General features: G+C 69.3%; 16 protein-coding genes. 9 read left to right on the top strand and 7 right to left on the bottom strand.

Annotation, left to right across the window (positions count from 1 at the left end; translation table 11 throughout):
* Positions 1–25: 25 nt before the first annotated feature.
* Positions 26–382: a dihydroneopterin aldolase gene (gene folB / locus HRU81_00680; protein QOJ30747.1), complete on the top strand. Its 357-nt coding sequence runs from the start codon at positions 26–28 to the stop codon at positions 380–382.
* Between the two features lie 35 nt (positions 383–417).
* Entirely contained in the window at positions 418–897 is a 480-nt protein-coding gene (gene folK / locus HRU81_00685) for a 2-amino-4-hydroxy-6-hydroxymethyldihydropteridine diphosphokinase (protein QOJ30748.1), read from the top strand.
* A gap of 30 nt (positions 898–927) precedes the next feature.
* Here the strand turns inward: folK and HRU81_00690 are convergent, their stop codons facing one another.
* Positions 928–1,671 carry a pteridine reductase gene (locus tag HRU81_00690; protein ID QOJ33214.1) on the bottom strand — a complete coding sequence of 248 codons (744 nt, stop codon included), beginning with the start codon at positions 1,669–1,671 and terminating at the stop codon, positions 928–930.
* A 74-nt stretch (positions 1,672–1,745) separates the two neighbouring features.
* On the opposite strand from HRU81_00690, the gene HRU81_00695 reads away from it, so the two are divergent.
* Positions 1,746–2,909, top strand: coding sequence for an SAM-dependent methyltransferase (locus tag HRU81_00695; GenBank protein QOJ33215.1), 1,164 nt, complete (start codon positions 1,746–1,748; stop codon positions 2,907–2,909).
* Positions 2,910–2,933: 24 nt separating this feature from the next.
* Here HRU81_00695 and HRU81_00700 read toward each other — a convergent pair whose 3' ends face one another.
* A complete protein-coding gene (locus tag HRU81_00700) occupies positions 2,934–4,154 on the bottom strand; it encodes a multifunctional CCA addition/repair protein (protein ID QOJ30749.1) in 1,221 nt (406 codons plus the stop codon).
* A gap of 31 nt (positions 4,155–4,185) precedes the next feature.
* On the opposite strand from HRU81_00700, the gene HRU81_00705 reads away from it, so the two are divergent.
* Positions 4,186–5,328: an aminopeptidase gene (locus HRU81_00705; GenBank protein QOJ30750.1), complete on the top strand. Its 1,143-nt coding sequence runs from the start codon at positions 4,186–4,188 to the stop codon at positions 5,326–5,328.
* Here the strand turns inward: HRU81_00705 and HRU81_00710 are convergent.
* Positions 5,276–6,634 (bottom strand): DegQ family serine endoprotease, encoded by a 1,359-nt coding sequence (locus tag HRU81_00710; protein QOJ33216.1) that lies wholly within the window; start codon positions 6,632–6,634, stop codon positions 5,276–5,278. The two genes, HRU81_00705 and HRU81_00710, sit on opposite strands and share 53 nt — an antisense overlap.
* Before the next feature lie 538 nt (positions 6,635–7,172).
* On the opposite strand from HRU81_00710, the gene HRU81_00715 reads away from it, so the two are divergent.
* The 4 genes from HRU81_00715 to waaA all read left to right on the top strand — a co-directional run bounded on the left by HRU81_00715 (position 7,173) and on the right by waaA (position 13,005).
* Positions 7,173–9,320 (top strand): adenosylcobalamin-dependent ribonucleoside-diphosphate reductase, encoded by a 2,148-nt coding sequence (locus HRU81_00715; protein QOJ30751.1) that lies wholly within the window; start codon positions 7,173–7,175, stop codon positions 9,318–9,320.
* A 33-nt stretch (positions 9,321–9,353) separates the two neighbouring features.
* Positions 9,354–10,067, top strand: coding sequence for an NrdJb (locus HRU81_00720; GenBank protein ID QOJ30752.1), 714 nt, complete (start codon positions 9,354–9,356; stop codon positions 10,065–10,067).
* A 222-nt stretch (positions 10,068–10,289) separates the two neighbouring features.
* A complete protein-coding gene (gene hldE, locus HRU81_00725; GenBank protein ID QOJ30753.1) occupies positions 10,290–11,717 on the top strand; it encodes a bifunctional D-glycero-beta-D-manno-heptose-7-phosphate kinase/D-glycero-beta-D-manno-heptose 1-phosphate adenylyltransferase HldE in 1,428 nt (475 codons plus the stop codon).
* A complete protein-coding gene (gene waaA / locus HRU81_00730) occupies positions 11,635–13,005 on the top strand; it encodes a lipid IV(A) 3-deoxy-D-manno-octulosonic acid transferase (protein QOJ30754.1) in 1,371 nt (456 codons plus the stop codon). Before hldE ends, waaA begins: the two co-directional genes overlap by 83 nt.
* Positions 13,006–13,011: 6 nt before the next feature.
* Here waaA and HRU81_00735 read toward each other — a convergent pair whose 3' ends face one another.
* A complete protein-coding gene (locus HRU81_00735; protein QOJ30755.1) occupies positions 13,012–14,457 on the bottom strand; it encodes a TolC family outer membrane protein in 1,446 nt (481 codons plus the stop codon).
* 163 nt (positions 14,458–14,620) lie between these two features.
* On the bottom strand, positions 14,621–15,268 hold the full coding sequence (locus HRU81_00740) for a protein-L-isoaspartate O-methyltransferase (protein ID QOJ30756.1): 648 nt from the start codon (positions 15,266–15,268) through the stop codon (positions 14,621–14,623).
* Positions 15,269–15,494: 226 nt separating this feature from the next.
* Here HRU81_00740 and HRU81_00745 point away from each other — a divergent pair, with 226 nt between their 5' ends.
* Positions 15,495–17,819 (top strand): EAL domain-containing protein, encoded by a 2,325-nt coding sequence (locus HRU81_00745; GenBank protein QOJ30757.1) that lies wholly within the window; start codon positions 15,495–15,497, stop codon positions 17,817–17,819.
* A gap of 36 nt (positions 17,820–17,855) precedes the next feature.
* Here HRU81_00745 and HRU81_00750 read toward each other — a convergent pair whose 3' ends face one another.
* Positions 17,856–18,353: a cytochrome c gene (locus HRU81_00750; protein QOJ30758.1), complete on the bottom strand. Its 498-nt coding sequence runs from the start codon at positions 18,351–18,353 to the stop codon at positions 17,856–17,858.
* 115 nt (positions 18,354–18,468) lie between these two features.
* Complete coding sequence (locus HRU81_00755; protein ID QOJ30759.1) at positions 18,469–19,827, bottom strand: mechanosensitive ion channel; 1,359 nt, start codon at positions 19,825–19,827, stop codon at positions 18,469–18,471.
* Positions 19,828–19,900 lie beyond the last annotated feature (73 nt).

Raw genomic sequence — 19,900 nt, forward strand, 5'->3', positions numbered from 1 at the left:
TGGATTCCACTCTGGCGGGACGCACATGAGCGACAGCATCTTCCTCAAGGATCTCCGCGTCCGGACCATCGTCGGCATCTGGGAATGGGAGCGGCGCCTGCCGCAGGTCGTCAGCATCGATCTGGAGATGGCCGCGGACATCCGCCAGGCCGCGGCCCGCGATGACATCGAGGCCACCCTGGACTACAAGGCGGTGAGCCACCGCGTGCGGGCATTCGTCGAGCAGTCCAGCTTCCAGCTGGTCGAGACCCTGGCCGAGCGCATCGCCGGGATCGTCATGGCAGAGTTCGCCGTGCCATGGGTGAAGGTGGCGGTGCACAAGCCCTTTGCCATCCGGGGGTCCAGCGACGTGGGCATCAGCATCGAGCGGGGCCGGCGGTGACAGCGCAGGGTGCCGGGGATGCGCCGGCGCCGCTCATGGCCTATATCAGCGCCGGCAGCAACATCGAGCCGGAACAGCACCTGCGCATGGCTGTCGCGCTGTTGCGCGAGCGCTTCGGGCCGCTGCTGCTGTCCTCGGTGTACCGCAGCCGCTCCGCCGGGTTCGCGGGCGAGGATTTCCTCAACCTGGTGGCGGGCTTCGCCACCCGGGAATCACCCGGGGCGATCGTGGCGGAGCTCGAACGGCTGCACAGGGCGGCCGGGCGCATCCGCGGCGCCGCCCGTTTCGCGCCGCGGACGCTGGACCTCGACCTGCTGCTCTACGGTGACCGGGTGTGCGAATCGCCGCAGATCCCGCGCCGCGACATCACCGAGTACAGCTTCGTGCTGGGTCCGCTGGCGGAGATCGCGCCGCAGCTGCGCCACCCGGTCACGGGGCAGACCATGGCGCAGCTCTGGGAATCCTTCGACCAGGCCAGCCATCCGATACACCGCGTGCCGCTGCTGCTCGCCTGAACCGGCGCCGGCCGCGGATGCTGCGCTCGTTCACCAGCCGACGCTGCGTCCGCCGTCGACGGCGATGACCTGGCCGGTCACGTAGCCGGCGTCGCGCACCAGGTACAGGACACAGCCGGCAATGTCTTCCGGCGCGCCGGCCCGGCGCAGCGGGATCTGCCGCAGGATGCTCTCGCGCGTGGACTCGGCCAGGCCGTCATCGGGCCAGAGCACGGCGCCGGGTGCCACGCCGTTGACGCGGATGTCCGGCGCCAGGTCACGCGCCAGCGAGCGGGTCAGCATGGCGAGGGCCGCCTTGGCGGCGCCGTAGACCGGGTGGTCGCGCAGTGGCCGGGTGGCGTGGATGTCGATCAGGTTGATGATCACGCCGCCGCTGGCGCGCAGTGGCGCCAGTGCCGCCTGCGACAGGAACAGCGGTGCGCGCAGGTTGGTGCCGATGAGGTCCTCCCACTGGGCCTCGGTGACGCTGGCGAGTGGCGTCGGGTAGAAGCTCGAGGCGTTGTTGACCAGCACGTCCAGGCGCCCGGTGCGGGCGACGGTGGAGGCCACCAGGGCCTTGAGCGCAGCGCAGTCGAGCAGGTCGGCCTGGATCGCGAAGGCCGAACCCGGGCGTCGCCCGTCGAGTTCGGCCACGAGTGCCTCTGCCGCGGCGGCCGAGCCGCGGTAATGGATGGCCACGCCGGCGCCGGCACCATGCAGCGCCCGGGCGATGCTGGCGCCAACGCGTCGTGCAGCGCCGGTGACCAGCGCCCATTTGCCGTCGAGGGTTGCGATGACCGGGCTCCTCTGCTCCGTGATGGGTGGCGCCGCGCGGCGGTTGCGCACATTAAGATTACACCAGCATGCGCATGCGATTCGAACTGCCCGAGCCGTCAGCAGAGGCCCGCGAGCACAGCGCGCGCCTGGCGCGCCTGGTCGCTGCGCGGATTGCCGCGGGCGGTGGCTGGATGGACTTCGCCGACTACATGGACCTGGCGCTCTATGCGCCGGGCCTCGGCTACTACAGCGCCGGCACCGCCAAGCTCGGACCCTCCGGCGACTTCGTCACCGCACCGGAGATTTCGCCATTGTTCGCACGCTGCCTGGCGCGCGCGATCGCGCCGGTGCTTCGCGCGCAGGCAGGTGCCAGCGTGCTGGAACTCGGCGCCGGCAGTGGTGCACTGGCGGCACAGCTGATTCCGGCGCTGCTGCGCCTGGGGGCGGCGCCGGAACGCTACCTCATCCTCGAGGTGAGCGCCGACCTGCGTGAACGCCAGCGGGCCCTGCTGTCGCCGGCCGCCGGGCAGGCCTGGCCGGCCGTGGAGTGGCTGGATGCGCTGCCCGATGCGCCGCTCGATGGCGTCGTCATCGCCAACGAGGTGGCGGACGCGCTGCCGGTCAGCCGCTTCACCATCTGCGATGGCGCGGCGCAGGCCCTCGGGGTGTGCGCGACGCCTGGCGGCTTCGGCTGGGCCGCGCGCCCGGCCAGGCCCGCGCTGGCTGCCGCCGTATCGCGCCTGCTGCCCGGTGGGACCGGTGCTTTCGCGGAGGGTTACACCAGCGAGATCAGCCAGCGGCTTCCGGGCTGGATCGCGGCGCTGGCAGCAGCCTTGGGCGCGGGCGCGCTGCTTCTCTGCGACTACGGCATGGCACGCAGCGAGTACTACCACCCGCAGCGGTCACAGGGAACGCTGGGCTGCCACTACCGCCATCGTTTTCACGATGATCCGTTTCATCTCCCGGGCCTGCAGGACATCACTGCCTGGGTGGATTTCACGGCCGTGGCGGAGGCGGCGCAGGCGAGCGGGCTGGAGGTGGCCGGCTACGCCACGCAGGCCCATTTCCTGCTCGATGCCGGGCTCGACCTCGAATTGGCCGGCGACGGTGATGCGGTGCCGCTGCGGCTCGCGCAGCAGGCCAAGACCCTGCTGCTCCCCGGCGAGATGGGCGAGCGCTTCAAGGTGATGGCGCTGACGCGCGGCACGGTGCCCATGCGCGGCTTCGGTTTCCGCGATCTGCGCCACAGCCTCTGAGCAGGACCCTGGCCCGGGGATGGTTCAATCCTGCAGGCATGCGGCGATGGCCCGCGTCCGGGCCTCCCGCAGGGCCTCGCGCAGCGCTTCCGCAGCGAGGCCGGCGGAGACCAGTGACGCGGCATCCACGGCCTGCGCAGCCTGCAGGCAGCGTCGCAGCAGTGCCGCCTGCGGATAGGGGGTATCGGCGCGGCCGCTGCGGCCACGCGCATCGGCCTCGCAGGCCAGCAGGAAATCCTCGAAACGCCCGGCGCGGCGCCAGGCGTCGACGCCCTCGAGCAGCCGGAGAATCGTCGGCGGCCGCAGTTCCAGCGCGCGATGGCAGAGCCCGTGCCAGCGTGCCATCGCGCAGCCGAGTTCGCGGAAGCGGTTGGGCGCGCCCAGGCGCCGGCAGAGTGCCTCGACCAGCGCCACGCCGCGCTCCTCGTGTCCGATGTGCCGCGGCCATTCCGCGGGAGGCGTGGTGCCCTTGCCGAGGTCGTGTACCAGCACCGCGAAGCGCACTTCGGCCCGCGGCGAGAGGCGTGCAGCCTGCTCGAGTGCCAGCAGCAGGTGGGTCCCGGTGTCCACTTCCGGATGCCAGTCTGCGACCTGCGGCACCCCCCAGAGTGCCGCCACTTCGGGGAAGATCACGGCCAGCGCGCCGCAATCCTTCAGGGTGGCGATGAACACGTCGGGCCGTGCACTGGAAAGGGCGCGCTCGGTTTCCTGCCAGACGCGCTCGGGTACCAGCGCGGCCGCCTCTCCGGCCGCCACCATTTCCCGCATGAGCTGCAGCGTCCCGGGCGCGACGCGGAAGCCGAGGGGCGCGAACCGCGCGGCGAAGCGCGCCACACGAAGGATGCGCACCGGATCCTCGCGGAAGGCGTCGGAGACATGGCGCAGCTGCCGGGCGGCGAGGTCCGCCTGGCCTCCGTAGGGATCGATGATGCCGCCGGCCGGATCCTCGGCCATGGCATTGATGGTGAGGTCGCGCCGCCGCAGGTCTTCCTCCAGCGTCACGCCCGGGTCGGCGTCGATGGCGAAGCCGCGGTAGCCGGGCCCTGTCTTGCGTTCGGTGCGCGCCAGCGCGTACTCCTCGCCCGTCACGGCATGCAGGAACACGGGGAAACTTGCGCCAACGCGGCGGAAACCCTGGGCCTCGAGTTCGGCTGGCGTCGCGCCCACCACCACCCAGTCGCGTTCGCGCACGGGCAGCCCGAGCAGCCGGTCGCGGACCGCACCACCCACGAGGTATGTCTGCATGGGCGCATTCTAGCGGTATCTTTGCCGCTCCATGGACCGTCACGGCTGGCCAGGACGTGTGCTCATCGCCGGCGCCGCCGCGCTGCAGGCCGCCTGCCATCCGCTGTACCTGGTGCAGGCGGCCGCCGGGCAGGTCGCCATCCTGGAGGCGCGACGGCCCGTGGCAGACGTGACAGCGGATGCTGCCACGCCCGACTGGCTGCGTGCCCGGCTCGCCCTGGCCGGCGAGGCGCTGGCCTTCGCGCACCAGGCCCTGGCGCTGCCTGACAACGGCAGCTACACGCAATACGTGGACCTTGGCCGCGAGTTCCCCGTCTGGAACGTGTTCGCCGCGCCCGAGTTCGATCTCAGGCTGCAGACCTGGTGCTTCCCCGTGGCCGGCTGCACGGCCTATCGCGGCTACTTCGACGAGGCGCGTGCCCGGGCATTTGCCGCCGGGCTGGCCGCACGCGGCGAGGATGTGTTCGTCGGCGGCGCCAGCGCCTACTCGACGCTCGGCTTCTTCCGCGATCCGCTCCTCAGCAGCGTGCTGGCCCTGCCGGACGATTCGCTGGTGGAGCTGCTGTTCCACGAGCTGGCGCACCAGCAGTTCTACGTCGCAGGTGACACCGCCTTCAACGAGAGCTTTGCCACGCTGGTGGCGCAGGAGGGCATGGTGCGCTGGTTCAGCGCGCGGGGCGATGCGGCAGGCCTGTGCCGGTTCCTCGTTGGCCTGGATCGCGAGCGCCAGGTCCATCACCTGCTCGACGAGGCGCGGGCAGGCCTGCGCGCCGCCTATGCTTCGGGAGCTGACGATGGATCACGGCGCGCCGCCAAGGCGGCTGTCATCGGGCAATTGCGCCAGCGCTATGCCACGCTTCGCGCCGGCTGGGGCGCACCGCCGTATTTCGACGGCTGGTTCACCGGAACCCTCAACAACGCACGGCTCGGTGCCATGGCGGCCTACGATCGCCATGTCGGCACCCTGCGGGTCATCCTCGAGAGCGAGGCCGGTGACCTGCCGACGTTCTACCGGCGCGTGGCCCGGCTCGGCGAGCTGCCGGCAGGCGACCGCGCCGAGGTGCTGCAGGAGATCCGGCGACCCAGCCTGCGCGGGCCCGATCCGGCCTGTGCGACGGGCCTCAGCGGACCTGCAGCAGCAGGTCCCGCGAGCCGCGGCGGATCGACAGGATGAGGAGTGACTGCTGGCTGGCTGCGGCCTGCAGCTCCTTCACCGTGCGCACCCGCACGCGGTTCACGGCGACGATGAGGTCATTGGGACGCAGGCCGCGTTCGGCGGCCGGGCTACCCGGTTCCACCGAGACGACCTGCACCGCCGGGCCGTTGAAGCCGCCGCCTTCGCCGCCGTAGTTGGCGAGCTCGGCGCCCTCCAGGCCGGAGTGGATATCCGCGGCGCCGACCTTCTCGGCGGCCTCGCGTTCGTCGAGCTGCGCGGTCACGCTGCGCTTCTTGCCGTCGCGCAGCAGGTCGAGCCGTACCTTTTCGCCACTGCGCTTCACGCCGATGGTCGCGCGCAGGTTCGAGGCACTGCGAATGGGCTCGCCATCCACCGCGACGATGACGTCGCCCACCTGCACGCCGGCCTTCTCGGCGGCGGAGCCCTGCGTCACTTCCTGCACCAGCGCTCCCTCGTGGGCATCGACGCCATAAGCCTTGGCGGTATCGACGCTGAAGTCGCTGATGCTGACGCCCAGCAGGCCGCGGCGGACTTTCCCGTACTGGAGGATCTGCGCCATGATCGATTTGGCGATGTTCACCGGGATGGCGAAGCCGATGCCGATGTTGCCGCCGCTGTTGGAGAAGATCGCCGAATTGATGCCCACCAGCTCGCCGCGCAGGTTGATGAGGGCGCCGCCGGAGTTTCCGGGATTGATGGAGGCGTCGGTCTGGATGAAATCCTCGTAGCCGTCGGGGCTGATGCCGCTGCGGCCGAGCGCGCTGACGATGCCCGAGGTGACGGTGTGCTGCAGCCCGAAGGGGTTGCCGATGGCCACCACGAAGTCGCCGACCTGCACCTGGTCGGAATTGCCGAGCGGAATCTGCGTCAGCTGGCCGGGTTCGGCAAGTTTCAGCACGGCGATGTCGGTGCCGTCGTCGGAGCCGACTACGGTTGCCTTCAGGCTGCGGTTGTCCTCGAGCACCACCTCGATCTCGTTGGCATTCTCGATGACGTGGTGATTGGTGAGGACGTAGCCGTTGCGGGCATCGACGATGACTCCCGAGCCGGCGCTGCGAACCTCGCGCTTGCGTTCCTGCTGCTGGGGCGGCACGCCGAAGAAGCGGCGGAAGAAGGGGTCGTCCATCAGCGGGTTCGGCGGCGCGTTGACCGTGCCGCGGGTGGCGATGCTGACCACGGCGGGGGATACCTGCTTGACCAGTGGCGCCAGGGTCGGCATGGACTGGTCACCGACCACCGCCGGCATCGCCGCCGGGAGGAGCTGGGGCAGGGCGAGGCCGCTGGCCAGGACTATCGCCTTCATCCACTTCATGGTCATCGTGGTTCCTTCGGAAATGCGTGCGGCTGTCTGTCGGAGAGCCCGCGCATCATAAGCGCTTTCGCCGGGCGGGCAACGAGGGCGGGCGTGGCACGGGCGCTGCCTTTGTGGTGCGGTCGCCGGGGGGTGCCAGACGGTGAAAAACCTGTGGAAAGTGGGGGGATGTCCTGGGTACAGGAACCACAAGATATTGTGTTTTCCAGTCGCCGCAGGCAGTTAGGCGCACCCTGCTGATGATTTTTTGATCAACTTGAGACCGATTGTTCAAGTAGCTGTATTTAAAGAAGAAAAGATGGCCTGTACGATGAGCTCGAATCCTTGACAGGCTTGTGGACCGGACATACCCTAGCTTTCGGCCGGCACAACATCTTGTGCCGCCGCTTCAGTGATCCCTTCCGTGGCCGGCGCCCTGCGCTGGCAGCCGGAAAGTCGCTGAAAGGCGGTGGCGGGACCGGCCGGGGGTGGATGCTGGCGGGGATGGTGCGGCGCGTGCCGCTTGTGCTCTCGGGGGTAAGAAGTCGCAATGAAAACGGCTGTCCAAATCGATCGTGCCAAGGCACCGGGCATCTCCTTCCAGGAGGCCTCGGTCGACATCTGGGACAAGAAGTACCGGCTCAAGTCGAAGACCGACGAGGTCATCGACGAAACCATGGACGATACCTACAAGCGCATCGCCCTGGCGCTGGCCGGGGTGGAGCCCGAGGCCGGGCGGGAGCGCTGGTTCGAGGCCTTCCTCTGGGCCCTGCGTCGGGGAGCCATCCCGGCCGGGCGCATCGTTTCCAACGCCGGTGCCCGCGAGCACAAGCCGGCCACGTCCACCATCAACTGCACGGTGTCCGGCAGCATCGGCGACTCCATGCACACCATCCTGGAGAAGGTCCACGAGGCGGGCCTGACGCTCAAGGCGGGCTGTGGCATCGGTTACGAGTTCTCCACGCTGCGCCCGCGCGGGGCCTATGTCAGCGGCGCCGGGGCCTACACCTCGGGCCCGATGTCCTTCATGGATATCTACGACAAGATGTGCTTCACGGTGTCCTCGGCCGGCGGGCGGCGCGGCGCCCAGATGGGTACCTTCGACGTCGGTCATCCCGATGTCCTCGATTTCGTCCGCGCCAAGCGCGAGAACGGGCGGCTGCGGCAGTTCAACCTCTCGCTGCTGGTTACCGATGATTTCATCCGTGCCGTCAAGGCCAACCAGCCCTGGCCGCTGGTGTTCCCGCTGGACGCCCGGCAGCTCGGCCAGGAGGACCTGGACCTCAACGACCCGGAGCAGGTCGTCTGGCGTGACTGGCCGATCACCGAGGGCTATGTCACCAATGACCGGGGCGAGGTGGCCTGCCGCGTCTACAAGCGCCTGCCGGCGCAGCGTGTCTGGGACCTGATCATGGCCTCGACCTACGATTTCGCCGAACCAGGATTCGTGCTCGTCGACCGCGTCAACGAGATGAACAACAACTGGTTCGAAGAGACCATCCGCGCCACCAACCCCTGCGGCGAGCAACCCCTGCCGCCCTACGGCTCCTGCCTGCTGGGCTCGGTCAACCTCACCAAGTTCGTGCTCGATCCCTTCACCGAGACGGCCCGTTTCGACTGGGACGAGTTCCGTCGCGTCGTCTGCGTGTTCACCCGCATGCTGGACAACGTCGTGGAGATCAATGGTCTGCCGCTTCCGCAGCAGCGCGAGGAGATCCATCGCAAGCGCCGCCACGGCATGGGCTTCCTCGGCCTGGGCTCGGCCATGGCCATGCTTCGCCTGCGCTACGGCTCGCCGCAGTCCGTGCAGTTCACCGAGGATGTTTCGCGCGAGATGGCGCTCGCGGGCTGGGAGACCGCGCTGGAACTCGCCCGCGAGAAGGGGCCGGCGCCGATCATGCTGGAGGAGTTCACCGTCAGCCGCGAGATGCTGCGCAAGCGCCCGGAGATGGCCGCCGATGGCTGGAAGGTCGGCGACCGCATACCGGGCCGCATCCTCCATGCACGCTACAGCCGCTACATGCAGCGTCTCGCCCAGGTGGCGCCCGAGCTGGTGCGGGAGCTGGAGGAGACCGGGGCGCGCTTTACCCACCACAGCTCGATCGCGCCCACCGGCACCATTTCCCTGTCGCTGGCCAACAATGCCAGCAACGGCATCGAGCCGAGCTTCGCCCACCACTATTTCCGCAATGTCATCCGCGAGGGGCGCAAGACCAAGGAGAAGGTGGACGTGTTCTCTTTCGAGCTGCTGGCCTACCGCCAGCTCGTCAATCCCGACGCCATGCCGGGTTCGACCAGGACCGACGAGCGGCTGCCCGACTATTTCGTCGCCGCCGAGGAGGTCACCCCGGTGGAGCATGTGGACATCCAGGCCGCGGCGCAGAAGTGGGTGGATTCCTCCATTTCCAAGACGGCCAACGTGCCCACGGACTTTCCCTACGAGAAGTTCAAGGACATCTATCTGTATGCCTACGAGAAGGGCCTGAAGGGCTGCACCACCTTCCGCTTCAATCCCGAGGCGTTCCAGGGCGTGCTGGTCAAGGAGAAGGACCTGCAGAACACCCAGTACACCTTCGTGCTGGACGACGGCAGCGAGGTTACCCTGCGGGGTGACCAGGAAGTGGAGTACGACGGCGAGGTGCACACCGCCGCCAACCTGTTCGATGCCCTCAAGGAGGGCTACTACGGCAAGTTCTGAGCAACTGCCGCACAGCGCAACGGAGAGCAAATCATGTCGAAGATCAGCATCGACAAGAAGATCGTCGGTTACCGGGTGGAGGGTGCCGATGCCAGGGCCGCGGAGGCGAAGGCCGCGAAGCCGGCCGTCCGCGAGGTCAGCGCCGACGGCAAGGTCGTGCGCATGCACGAGAAGCTGGAGCGCCCGGAGATGCTGCTCGGCTCCACCTACAAGGTGAAGACGCCGGTCTCCGACCACGCCATGTACGTGACCATCAACGACATCATCCTCAACCAGGGCACGGAGTACGAGCAGCGCCGGCCGTTCGAGATCTTCATCAACTCGAAAAACCTCGACCACTACCAGTGGATCGTCGCGCTCACCCGGCTCATGTCCGCGGTGTTCCGCAAGGGCGGCGACGTGACGTTCATGGTGGACGAGCTCAAGGCGGTTTTCGACCCGCGCGGTGGCTACTGGCAGCCTGGTGGCAAGTTCATGCCGTCGATCATTGCCGAGCTGGGCCATATCGTCGAGCGGCACCTCAGGTCGATCGGCCTGTTGCCCGCGGACTCGCTCGACGAGCAGCAGAAGCGCCTGGTGGAGATGAAGCGCAAGGAGTACGAGGAGCGCAATCGCCAGCAGGATGCCTTTTCCAAGGGGCACCATCCCGACGGCGCCCAGCTCTGCAAGGTCTGCAACACCACCGCCGTGGTGATGATGGACGGCTGCCTCACCTGCCTCGCCTGCGGCGACTCGAAGTGCGGGTGAAAGCCGCCGTGCGGCCCGGAAGCGGTCATCGCCATTGCTGAACCGCCCGGCCCCGCTTCAGCGCCTTCATGGCCGTGCTTCACGCCGTCGCGGATCGCCCGGAGGCAGGGTCCTCCGAACAAAGCGAATAACGAGGAGCGACTTCGGAGGGCCCCGCCGCAAGGGCGCCACGATCCCACGGCCCCTGTAGACTAGGCCCATGCCCGCTCCGACCCGCACACCATGAGCCTCGCCATCCCCGACTTCTCCACCGTCCGGGCACTGGTCGCCGGCGACGTCATGCTCGACCAGTACTGGTTCGGGCCCACCTCGAGGATCTCCCCCGAAGCCCCCGTGCCGGTGGTCAAGGTCACGCAATCCCAGGCGCGGCCCGGCGGCGCGGCCAACGTCGCCGTCAACCTCGCCAGCCTCGGCGTGCGCACCACGCTCGCGGGCGTCGTCGGCCAGGATGCGGGCGGCGGCCTGTTGCGCCAGGCACTCGGTGAACGTGGCATCGCTCTGGACTTCGTCGAGTCGGGCGCCCGTCCCACCATCACCAAGCTGCGCGTGCTGAGCCGCAATCAGCAGCTGATCCGCCTCGATACGGAAGACGCTTTCGGCCCGGAGGAGTCCCGCCTGCTGCTGGAGCGCGTGCGCAGGGGAGCCGCCGCGGCCTCCGTGTGCATCCTTTCCGATTACGGCAAGGGCAGCCTGCTCGAGATGACCGCGCTGGTTGACGTGGCGCGAGCGGCACGGCTGCCGGTGCTGGTGGACCCGAAGGGCACCGATTTCGCGCGCTACCGTGGCGCCACGCTGCTGACCCCCAACCTGGCGGAGTTCGAGGCTGTGGCCGGGACGGCCAGCTCGGATGCGAACCTGGCGGCGCGCGCGCGGCGCATGCGTGACGATCTGGGGCTGGAGGCGCTGGTGGTCACCCTGGGCGAGCGCGGCATGATGGTGGTCACCGGCGCGGCCGAGGCCGTGTTCATGCCGGCCCGCGCCCGCGAGGTGTTCGATGTCACGGGCGCCGGCGATACCGTGATCGCCGCGCTGGCGGCCGGCCTCGGCGCCGGCATGACGCTGACGGACGCGGCGGCGCTCGCCAACGTCGCCGCCGGCATCGTCGTGCGCAAGATCGGCGTTGCCTCGGCGACGCCGATGGAACTGCGCCAGGAACTGCACGAGCACGGGCTGGGTGGCCGCGGCATCGTCGCTCGCGAGGACATCGCCCGCACCATCGGCGAAGCCCGTGCCCGGGGCGAGCGCCTGGTGATGACCAACGGCGTCTTCGACATCCTGCATGCCGGCCATGTGGGTTACCTCGAGGAGGCCAAGGCCCGCGGCGATCGGCTGCTGGTCGCGGTCAACGACGATGAGTCCGTGCGCCGCCTCAAGGGCCCGGAACGGCCCGTCAATCCGCTGGCGGACCGCATGGCGGTGCTGGCGGCCCTGGCCGCTGTGGACTGGGTGGTGCCGTTCAGCGAGGACACACCGGCCGCCCTCATCGGCGAGGTGTTGCCCGACGTCCTGGTCAAGGGTGGCGACTACCGGCCTGAGGACATCGCCGGCGGGCCGGCGGTCATCGCCCATGGCGGGCGGGTCGAGGTGTTGCCGTTCCGGGAGGGCCGCTCGACGACGCGCATCCTGGAAGCCATCCGCAAGCGGCGCTGAACCCCGCACCGTGCGCCTGGCCTACATCCTGCTGTCCTGGCTGCTGGCGCCGGTGTTCGTCGGGCACCTGTTGTGGCGCAGCCTGAGCCAGCCCGGCTACCGGCGGCGCATCGGCGAGCGTTTCGGCTTCGGCTTCGAGCGGCTCCCTGCGCCGAGCATCTGGATCCATGCGGTGTCCGTGGGCGAGGTCACGGCGGCCGCACCGCTGCTGCGGACGCTGCGGCAGCGCTTCCCGGCCACGCCCATCGTCGTCACGACCATGACGCCCACCGGCTCGCAGCGGGCCCGCGACCTGTTCGGCAGCACGGTCACCCACTGCTACGTTCCCTACGATGCCCCCGGGTCGGTACGCCGCTTCTTCGACTGGGCGCGGCCCGAGCTGGCGGTGGTGCTGGAAACCGAGATCTGGCCGAACCTCTACTCCGAGTGCGGCCGGCGCTCGGTGCCGCTGGTGCTGGCCAGCGCGCGGGTCTCGGTGAAGTCGCTGCGCCGCTACCGCATCCTGTTCGGCCTGATCCGCGACACCCTGGCCCATGGCATCGTCATCGGCGCGCAGAGCGTGGCAGACGCCGAGCGCTTCCGTGCGCTGGGCGCCAACCGCGACCGCACCCACGTGACCGGCAACATCAAGTTCGATTTCGAACTGGGCCCGGCCGTGGCCGGGCGCGGTCGCGAATTCCGCGCACTGCATGCGCCGGGCCGGGCGGTGTGGATCGGCGCCAGCACGCACCAGGACGAGGAGCAGGTGCTGATCGAGGCACATCGTGAAGTGCTGCGCCAGGATCCGTCCGCGCTGCTGATCCTGGTGCCGCGCCACCCGGAGCGCTTCGTTGCGGTCGCGGCGTTGCTGGAGCGCGCGGGGCTGGCGACCGTTACGCGCAGCAGCGGGCTGACCTGCGCCCCGGAGACCCAGGTCTTCCTCGGCGACAGCATGGGCGAGCTGACCCTGCTCTATGCCGCCTCGGACGTGGCCTTCGTCGGCGGCAGCCTGGTGCAGGTCGGCGGCCACAACCTGCTGGAGCCGGCAGCGCTGGGCCTGCCTTCCATCACCGGGCCCTACAACTTCAACGCGCCGGACATCGCCGACCTGCTGATGGAACGCGGTGCGACGACGGTGGCACGGGATGCCGGCGGGATTGCCAGGGAGGTCCTCGCATTGCTGGCGGACCCGGCCGAGCGCAGCCGGCGCGGGCAGGCGGGCCTGGATGCCCTGGCCAGCAACCGGGGCGCGGTCAACCGCCTGCTGGCCCTGGTGGAGCCGCTGGCGGTACCGCCGGCCGACGGCTGAAGGGCGCTATTGCTGCTGGGCAGGGGCCGCGGCGGGCGCCGGGGTCGCCTCCGCCGGCGCGGGTGCCGACGACAGCCAGGCGTTGGCCCGCTGCACGTCTTCGTCGCCGAGCGTACCCGCTGCCTGCTTCAGCTTCAGGACGTCGACGATGTAGTCGTAGCGGCTGCGGGCGTAATTCGTCTCGGCCTGGTAGAGCAGGCGGCGCGCATCGAGGACATCGACGGTCGTGCGGGTGCCGACCTCGAAGCCGGCTTCCGTGGCCTGCAGCGCCGTCTGGGCTGATTTCAATGCCTGCTGCAGCGCCTTTACTCCGGAGATGTCGGTGATCACCGCCTGGTAGGCATCGCGCGTCGAGCGCTCGGTCTCGCGTGCCGTGCGCTCCAGCCGTTCCTTGGAGGCGCGGTGCTGATACACCGCCTGCTGCACCTTCGAGCTGGTGGCGCCGCCGCTGAAGATCGGCAGGGTGGCCTGCAGGCTGATGAGGTCGGAGGTCTGGTCGAAGGATGTCGAGCCAATGCTCAGGCTGGTGTTGTTGTTGCTGGTGAAGCTGCCGTTGGTCTTGCCGTCCTGGCTGCTGTCGCTGCGACTCATCACCAGATCCACCGTCGGCAGGTGCCCGGAGCGGGCGATGCTGATGTTGTCGCGCGCGATGTCGGCGCCGAGCTGTGCCGACTGCAGGCCCAGGTTCTGCTGCAGGGCAACCTCGACCCACTGGTTCTCGTCGGCCGGATCGGGCGGGATCAGCGGCAGGTCGTCCTTCGGCTTGGCGAGTACGCCGGGAGAATCACCGACGATCTCGCGCAGCGCTTCCTTGCTGTTGGCAAGCTGGCGCTTGGCGACGATCTCGGCGGCCACCGCCTGGTCGTATCCCGCCTGCGCTTCCTGCACGTCGGTGATGGCGATCAACCCGACCTCGAAGCGCTTCTGGGCCTGCTCCAGCTGGCGGCCAATGGCTTCGCGGGCGGCGACATTGGCCGCCAGGGTGTCTTCCGCGGCCAGCACGTTGAAGTAGGCATCGGCCACCCGGGTGTACAGGGCGAGCTCGGCCACCCGGTAGTCCATGTCGGCCTGCAGCGACTGCTTGTCGGCCTGGCGGTAGCGCACCCACTGGTCCCAGCGGAACACGGTCTGGCGCAGCTGCAGGCCCCAGTCGGTCTGGTCCGTGCGGGTGTTGGAGATCGTGGTGCCGAAGATCGAGCCGAAGGACACGCCGCTGCGGTCGCCGTTGGTCTGGGTCTGCCCGAAGTCGCCCGTGGCCGAGATCTGCGGCAGCAGGGCGCCCAGCGCCTGGGGCTTGCCCTCGCGGGTGGCCATCCGGGTGGCTTCGGCCTCCCTCAGCTGCGGGTCGTTCTGGCGGGCGAGCTGGTAGACCTCCCAGAGGGTGTCGCCCCGGGCGAAGGGTGCGATGAGGAGGAGGGCGCAAAGCCCGAGACCGCTGATTCTGGATGCCATGTTCACCATTCCGCGTGCCGGGCCTGGCGGGATGCGCCCTGCGAGCGACACAGACTAAAGGAATCCCCGCCGGGCTCCGAGTCCCATACTGTAACGTTTTGTAACGGCGGGCGGGCAACCGATCCGCCGCAAGTCTCCGGCCTGCCCGGCGGCACCCGGGAGGTCAGAAGGCGAAACGGTCGGGGCGCGGCGCGTGGTCCAGCGGCGGCAGGCTGGTCTCGAAGAGCGATTCGCCGAGCACGGTGCCGTGTTCCTCGCGCTTCAGCAGCCAGGCTTCCATGGCCGGCGGCTCGCCGACGACGACGAACATGCGCCCGCCCGGCGCCAGCCACTCCTGGAAGCGTGTATCGGGAAGGGGCAGCGAGCCGGTGACGGCGATGCAGTCGAACGGGCCCGGTGGTTGCCAGGCAAAGGCATCCTGCGTCAGGACTTCGCAGTTGGTGGCACCTGCGCCGTGCAGGGCCCGGCGCGCCGCATCGGCCAGCTCGTGGCGGATTTCCAGGCTGGTTACCTGCGCCCCGAGGCGGGCCAGGCAGGCGCTGAGGAAGCCACTGCCGGTGCCGATCTCGAGGATGCGGTCCGCCGGGGTGATGGCCAGTGCCTGCAGGATGCGGCCGGCGACCTGTGGCGTGAGCATCTCCTGGCCGCCCGGCAGCGGTATGGCCGTATCGGCAAAGGCCACGCGGCGGTAGGCGGCGGGCACGAAGCGTTCGCGCGGCACCTCGCTCATGACCTGCAGGACCTGCGCATCGAGCACCGATCCGGCACGGACCTGCTGGCTGATCATCTGCTGGCGGGCTGCGTCATTCATCGTCGATGGCGCCGGGAGTCGCGCTGGGTCGCCGGGAGGCCGCAAGGGTAAGGAGTTTGGTCGTTGCAGACAAGGCGTAGGCCACCATCGATTATGGTGAAAACCGCCGGTGCCCGCCGGCGGCCATGGGCTATGCTGTCGGAAAACCAAGGCCGGACAGGATGTTCGGCGTCACGAACCCCATGACAAGGCCGGAACACGGCGACAGGCGGCAGTGGTGGCTGCAATGACCGATTTCTGGCTGGTCGGCTCGCTGGCACTCGGCTGCGTCGGCCTCGCCGGCATCGCCGGCGTGCTCTGGCTGGCGCTGCGCCGCCAGGCCAGCCACCTCGCGGCCCTGCAGAAGGACGTCATGGATGTCGCCGAGACGGCATCCTTCGGCAAGCGGGTGGACTACCCGCGCAACATCCCCGGCCTCGCCGGCCTCGGCGAGACCATCAACCGCCTGTTCGACGCGCTGCAGACGCGCGACCGGCAGGTGAGGGAGCGCGAGGTGCTGTTCGCGGACCTCGCCAATACCATGCCCGAGGCCGTGGTCGTGCACCGCGAGCGCATCATCTTCGCCAATCGCGTCGCGGCGGGATTGCTCGGCGTCACGCCCGAACAGCTGGTGGGCCGCCCGGTGACCGATCTGGTGCGCCCGGCCTACCGTGCGATGACCCGCAGCGCCGTCACCCGGCGCCTGGCCGGGGAGATCCTCCCGGAGAACATGGAGGTGCAGCTGATCAATGGCGAGGAGGCCGGGATGTGGGCCGAAGTCAGCGGTGGCGTCATCGACTACCGCGGCCAGCGCGCCATCCTCACCATTGCCCGCGACATCAGCTACCGGAAGAACCTCGAGACCAGCCTGGGGCGCGGCAAGCAGCAGGCGCAGGTCACCCTGGAGTCCATCGGCGAGGGCGTCATCACCGCGGATGCCAGCGGCCTCATCGACTACATGAACACGGCGGCGGAGAAGCTCACCGGCATCGCCCGCGAGCTCGCCATCGGCCGGCGCATGCCGGACATCGTCAAGCTGGTCGACGAGGCCGACCGGCGCGATCTCGGCGACCCCATCCAGCGCTGCCTCAGCGACCGCCGCCGCGTGAACATGGGCCGGCGCGCCATGATGCTCTCGACCGCCGGCGGCAAGGAGCTGTCCATCGAGCTGACCGCCTCGCCCATCAAGGGGCCCGGGGAGGTCATCGCCGGCGCGGTGGTGATCATGCACGACGTGTCCGAGATGCGCGGCCTCACCAAGCGCATGAGCTACCAGGCCACGCATGACGCATTGACCGGCCTGATGAACCGCCGCGAGTTCGAGCGGCGCCTGGAGGAGGCGCTGCAGTCGGTGCGCGAGCAGGATGTGACCCACGTGCTCTGCTATCTCGACCTCGACCGCTTCAAGCCGGTCAACGACAGCTGCGGCCATGTCGCCGGCGACGCCCTGCTGCGGGCCATCGCCGCGCTGATCCGCGACAAGGTGCGCGAATCCGACGCCGTGGCGCGGCTGGGTGGTGACGAATTCGGCGTGCTGCTGCTCGGCTGCCCGCTGGAGAAGGCCCGCCAGATCGCCGACGACGTCTGCACCGCGGTGCGCGACTACCGCTTCACCTGGCAGGACAAGGTCTTCCAGATCGGCGTCAGCATCGGCCTGGTGGAGATCGGCCGCGACAGCGCCTCCATCGAGGACATCCTCGGCGCGGCGGATTCCGCCTGCTATGTCGCCAAGCAGGAGGGTCGCGGCCAGGTGCACGTCTATTCCGCCCGTGACGAGGTATCCGCGCGGCAGCGGGGCGAGATCTACTGGCTGCGGCAGCTGCAGGCGGCCCTCAAGGAGAATCGCCTGGAACTGCATGTGCAGCCGGTCCTGTCAGTGGCCGGCAAGCCGGCGCAGGGGCCGGCCATGGAGGTGTTCCTGCGCCTCACCGACGAGACGGGCAAGCTGGTGCAGCCGCGCGAGTTCCTGCAGGCTGCCGAGCGCTACCACCTCATGGGCAGCCTCGACCGCTGGGTGGTGCGCACCACGCTGGCAGCGATGGGCCAGGGGACGATCCGCGTGCCCGAGAACCGCAGCTGTTCCATCAACCTGTCGGGGCAGAGCCTGGGCGAGGATGATTTCCTCGAGTTCGTGGTCGAGTGCCTGGACCACAGCCAGGTGCCGCCGTCACAGCTGTGCTTCGAGGTGACGGAAACCGCGCTCATGGCCGATCCGGAGCGGGCCGCGCGCTTCGCCAGCGTGCTGCACGGCATGGGCTGCCAGTTCGGCCTCGACGACTTCGGCAGCGGCGTCGGCGCGCTGGCCAGCCTGCGCGGGCTGGACATCGACTACCTGAAGATCGACGGTGCCTACACGCGCGAATTGCGCGGCGATACCGTCAACGGCCAGGTGGTGGCGGCGATCACCCGGCTGGCGCGCACCATCGGCTTCAAGGTGGTCGCCGAGCAGGTGGAGACACAGGCCGACTTCGACGCCCTGCGCGAGATGGGCGTGGACTTCATCCAGGGGTACTACATCGAGCGGCCGCAGCGCATCGGCGAGGCCGGGGCAGTGAGCATGGCTGTCCACTGACCCGGCCGGCCGGCGGCGCGGGGTGCAGGCGCTCCCTCAGGAGCGGTGCAGCGACTTGACGTACTCGGCGAGCGACTGCAGCTGGTCCGGGGAGATCATCGGCCAGGGGGCCATCAGCGGCGAGCCGCCGTGCTTGGCGGCGCCGTCGTGGACGATGGCCTTGATGTCGGCGATGTCACCCTTGCTGCCATTGCCGTCGACGTCGTACTTGAACATGGCATCGGCGAAGTCCGCCGGCTTGGGATTGAGGCCCGCCGACGCCGGGCCATCGCCCTTGCCGGTGGTGCCGTGGCAGCTGACGCAATAGGTCTGGAAGACCTTCTCGCCCTCGGCGGTCGACGTAGCCGTGGTCGCGGCGGGTGCCGGCGAACTGGCGGTGTCGGTTGCAGCCGGCGTCTGGGCCGGAGCCGGCGCTGCGGCCGGGGCACTGGCGGCAGGGGGCGCGTCGGCGGGTTTCTTCGGTGCGCAGCCCGGTGCAACGACCAGTGCGGCCAGCGCAAACGGCAGCATCATGCCGTGGGTACGGAAAGTCATGGCTTGCTCCTCGATTACGGGACGGGGTGCGGGTGAATCGGGAATCGAACCACCCGTGGCTGCATAGTCTGCGCCAAATCCGCGGCAGCGTAAATTTCCCGCGCGCGGATCTGCTTCAGCGCGGCTTGCCGGCGGGCGCGTCCAGCGCGGGGGCCGTGCCGCGGGGCAGGCCCTGGTCGGCGGAGTAGACGAGGACCTCGCGCTGCGCGACCGGCATGGTGATGCCGGCCTCGCGGAACAGGCGCCAGATCGCCCGGTTGACGTCCGAGCGCACGTTGTTGACGCCGTTCTGCGGGTCGGAGATCCAGAAGCGCAGCTCCAGGTCCATGCCGATCTCGTTGAACTGCATCAGCCGCGATACCGGTGCCGGCTCGTGCAGCACGCGCCGGTGGCCCGCCGTGGCGCGCAGCAGGATCTCCAGCGCCAGCTCCGGATCGTCGCGGTAGCTGATGCGCACCGGCAGCTTGAGCCGGATGCGACGGTCCGAGTAACTCCAGTTGATCACCGGATTCATGATCAGCTGCTGGTTCGGCACCAGCGTCTCGACGCCATCGCGGTCCCGCACCACGACATAGCGGCCGCGCAGCGCCTCCACCCAGCCGAAGTTCTCGGTGCTGGTGCCGGTATGCCCGGTGAAGCTGATGACGTCGCCCGGCTTGATGGACTTGTCCATCAGCAGCACGAAGCCGCTGACGAAGTTGCTGGCGATGGCCTGCAGACCGAAGCCCAGGCCGAGGCCGATGGCGCCGGTCAGCACGGTGAGCGCCGTGAGGTCGACGCCCGCGGCGTTGATGCCCAGCATGACGCCGAGTCCGACCAGCGAGAAATACGTGGACTTGGTGATGCCGATGCGGGTGGAGATGGCGAGGCTCTCGATGCGCATGACACGCTGCTCGATGGCCCGCGCCACCACCGAGGCGATCAGCGCGAAGCCGCCGATGACCACCAGCCCCTTGAGCAGCGCCCATAGCGTGAACTGCGCCTTGCCGGGCAGGAGGTCGATGGCGTCGAGGACGCTCTCCAGCATGCCGAACCAGCCGACCAGCTGCGAGGCGACCACCAGCCACAGCACCGCGGTGACGCGCAGCTCCCAGGCCCGCACCCAGCCACGATCGCCGAACAGCAGGCGCAGCAGGTAGACACCGAGGCGCACCAGCATCAGCGCCGCCAGCAGCTGCAGCGCGGTGTCGATCAGGCGCGTGCCGAGGCCGCCCGCGGCCAGCGCGGCGCGCGCGGTGAGCATCAGCAGCAGCGCGGCCAGGAAGCCGGCCTGCATCGCCAGGCCCTCGACCAGCCGTGCACGCCAGCGGACCGCGTCAGGCCTGCGCGCGCGGCGCTGCTGCCAGCGATGCGCGGCGCGGGAGGCAACCAGCGCGGCGATCACGGCCACCACCAGCGTCACCAGCTGCGTGAGCGCCAGTGGCTCGGTCCATCGGTCGAAAAAAGCCTGCAGCGTATCGGCGCTGGCGTCCATCGGTTCCTGTGCCCGGGGCAATGGTCAGCGGGACGATGCCGGCCGATAGCTTAGCGAAGCCGTCCTGAGGGCA

The sequence above is a fragment of the Gammaproteobacteria bacterium genome, assembly GCA_015709695.1.
In the GTDB taxonomy this organism is placed as follows: domain Bacteria; phylum Pseudomonadota; class Gammaproteobacteria; order Steroidobacterales.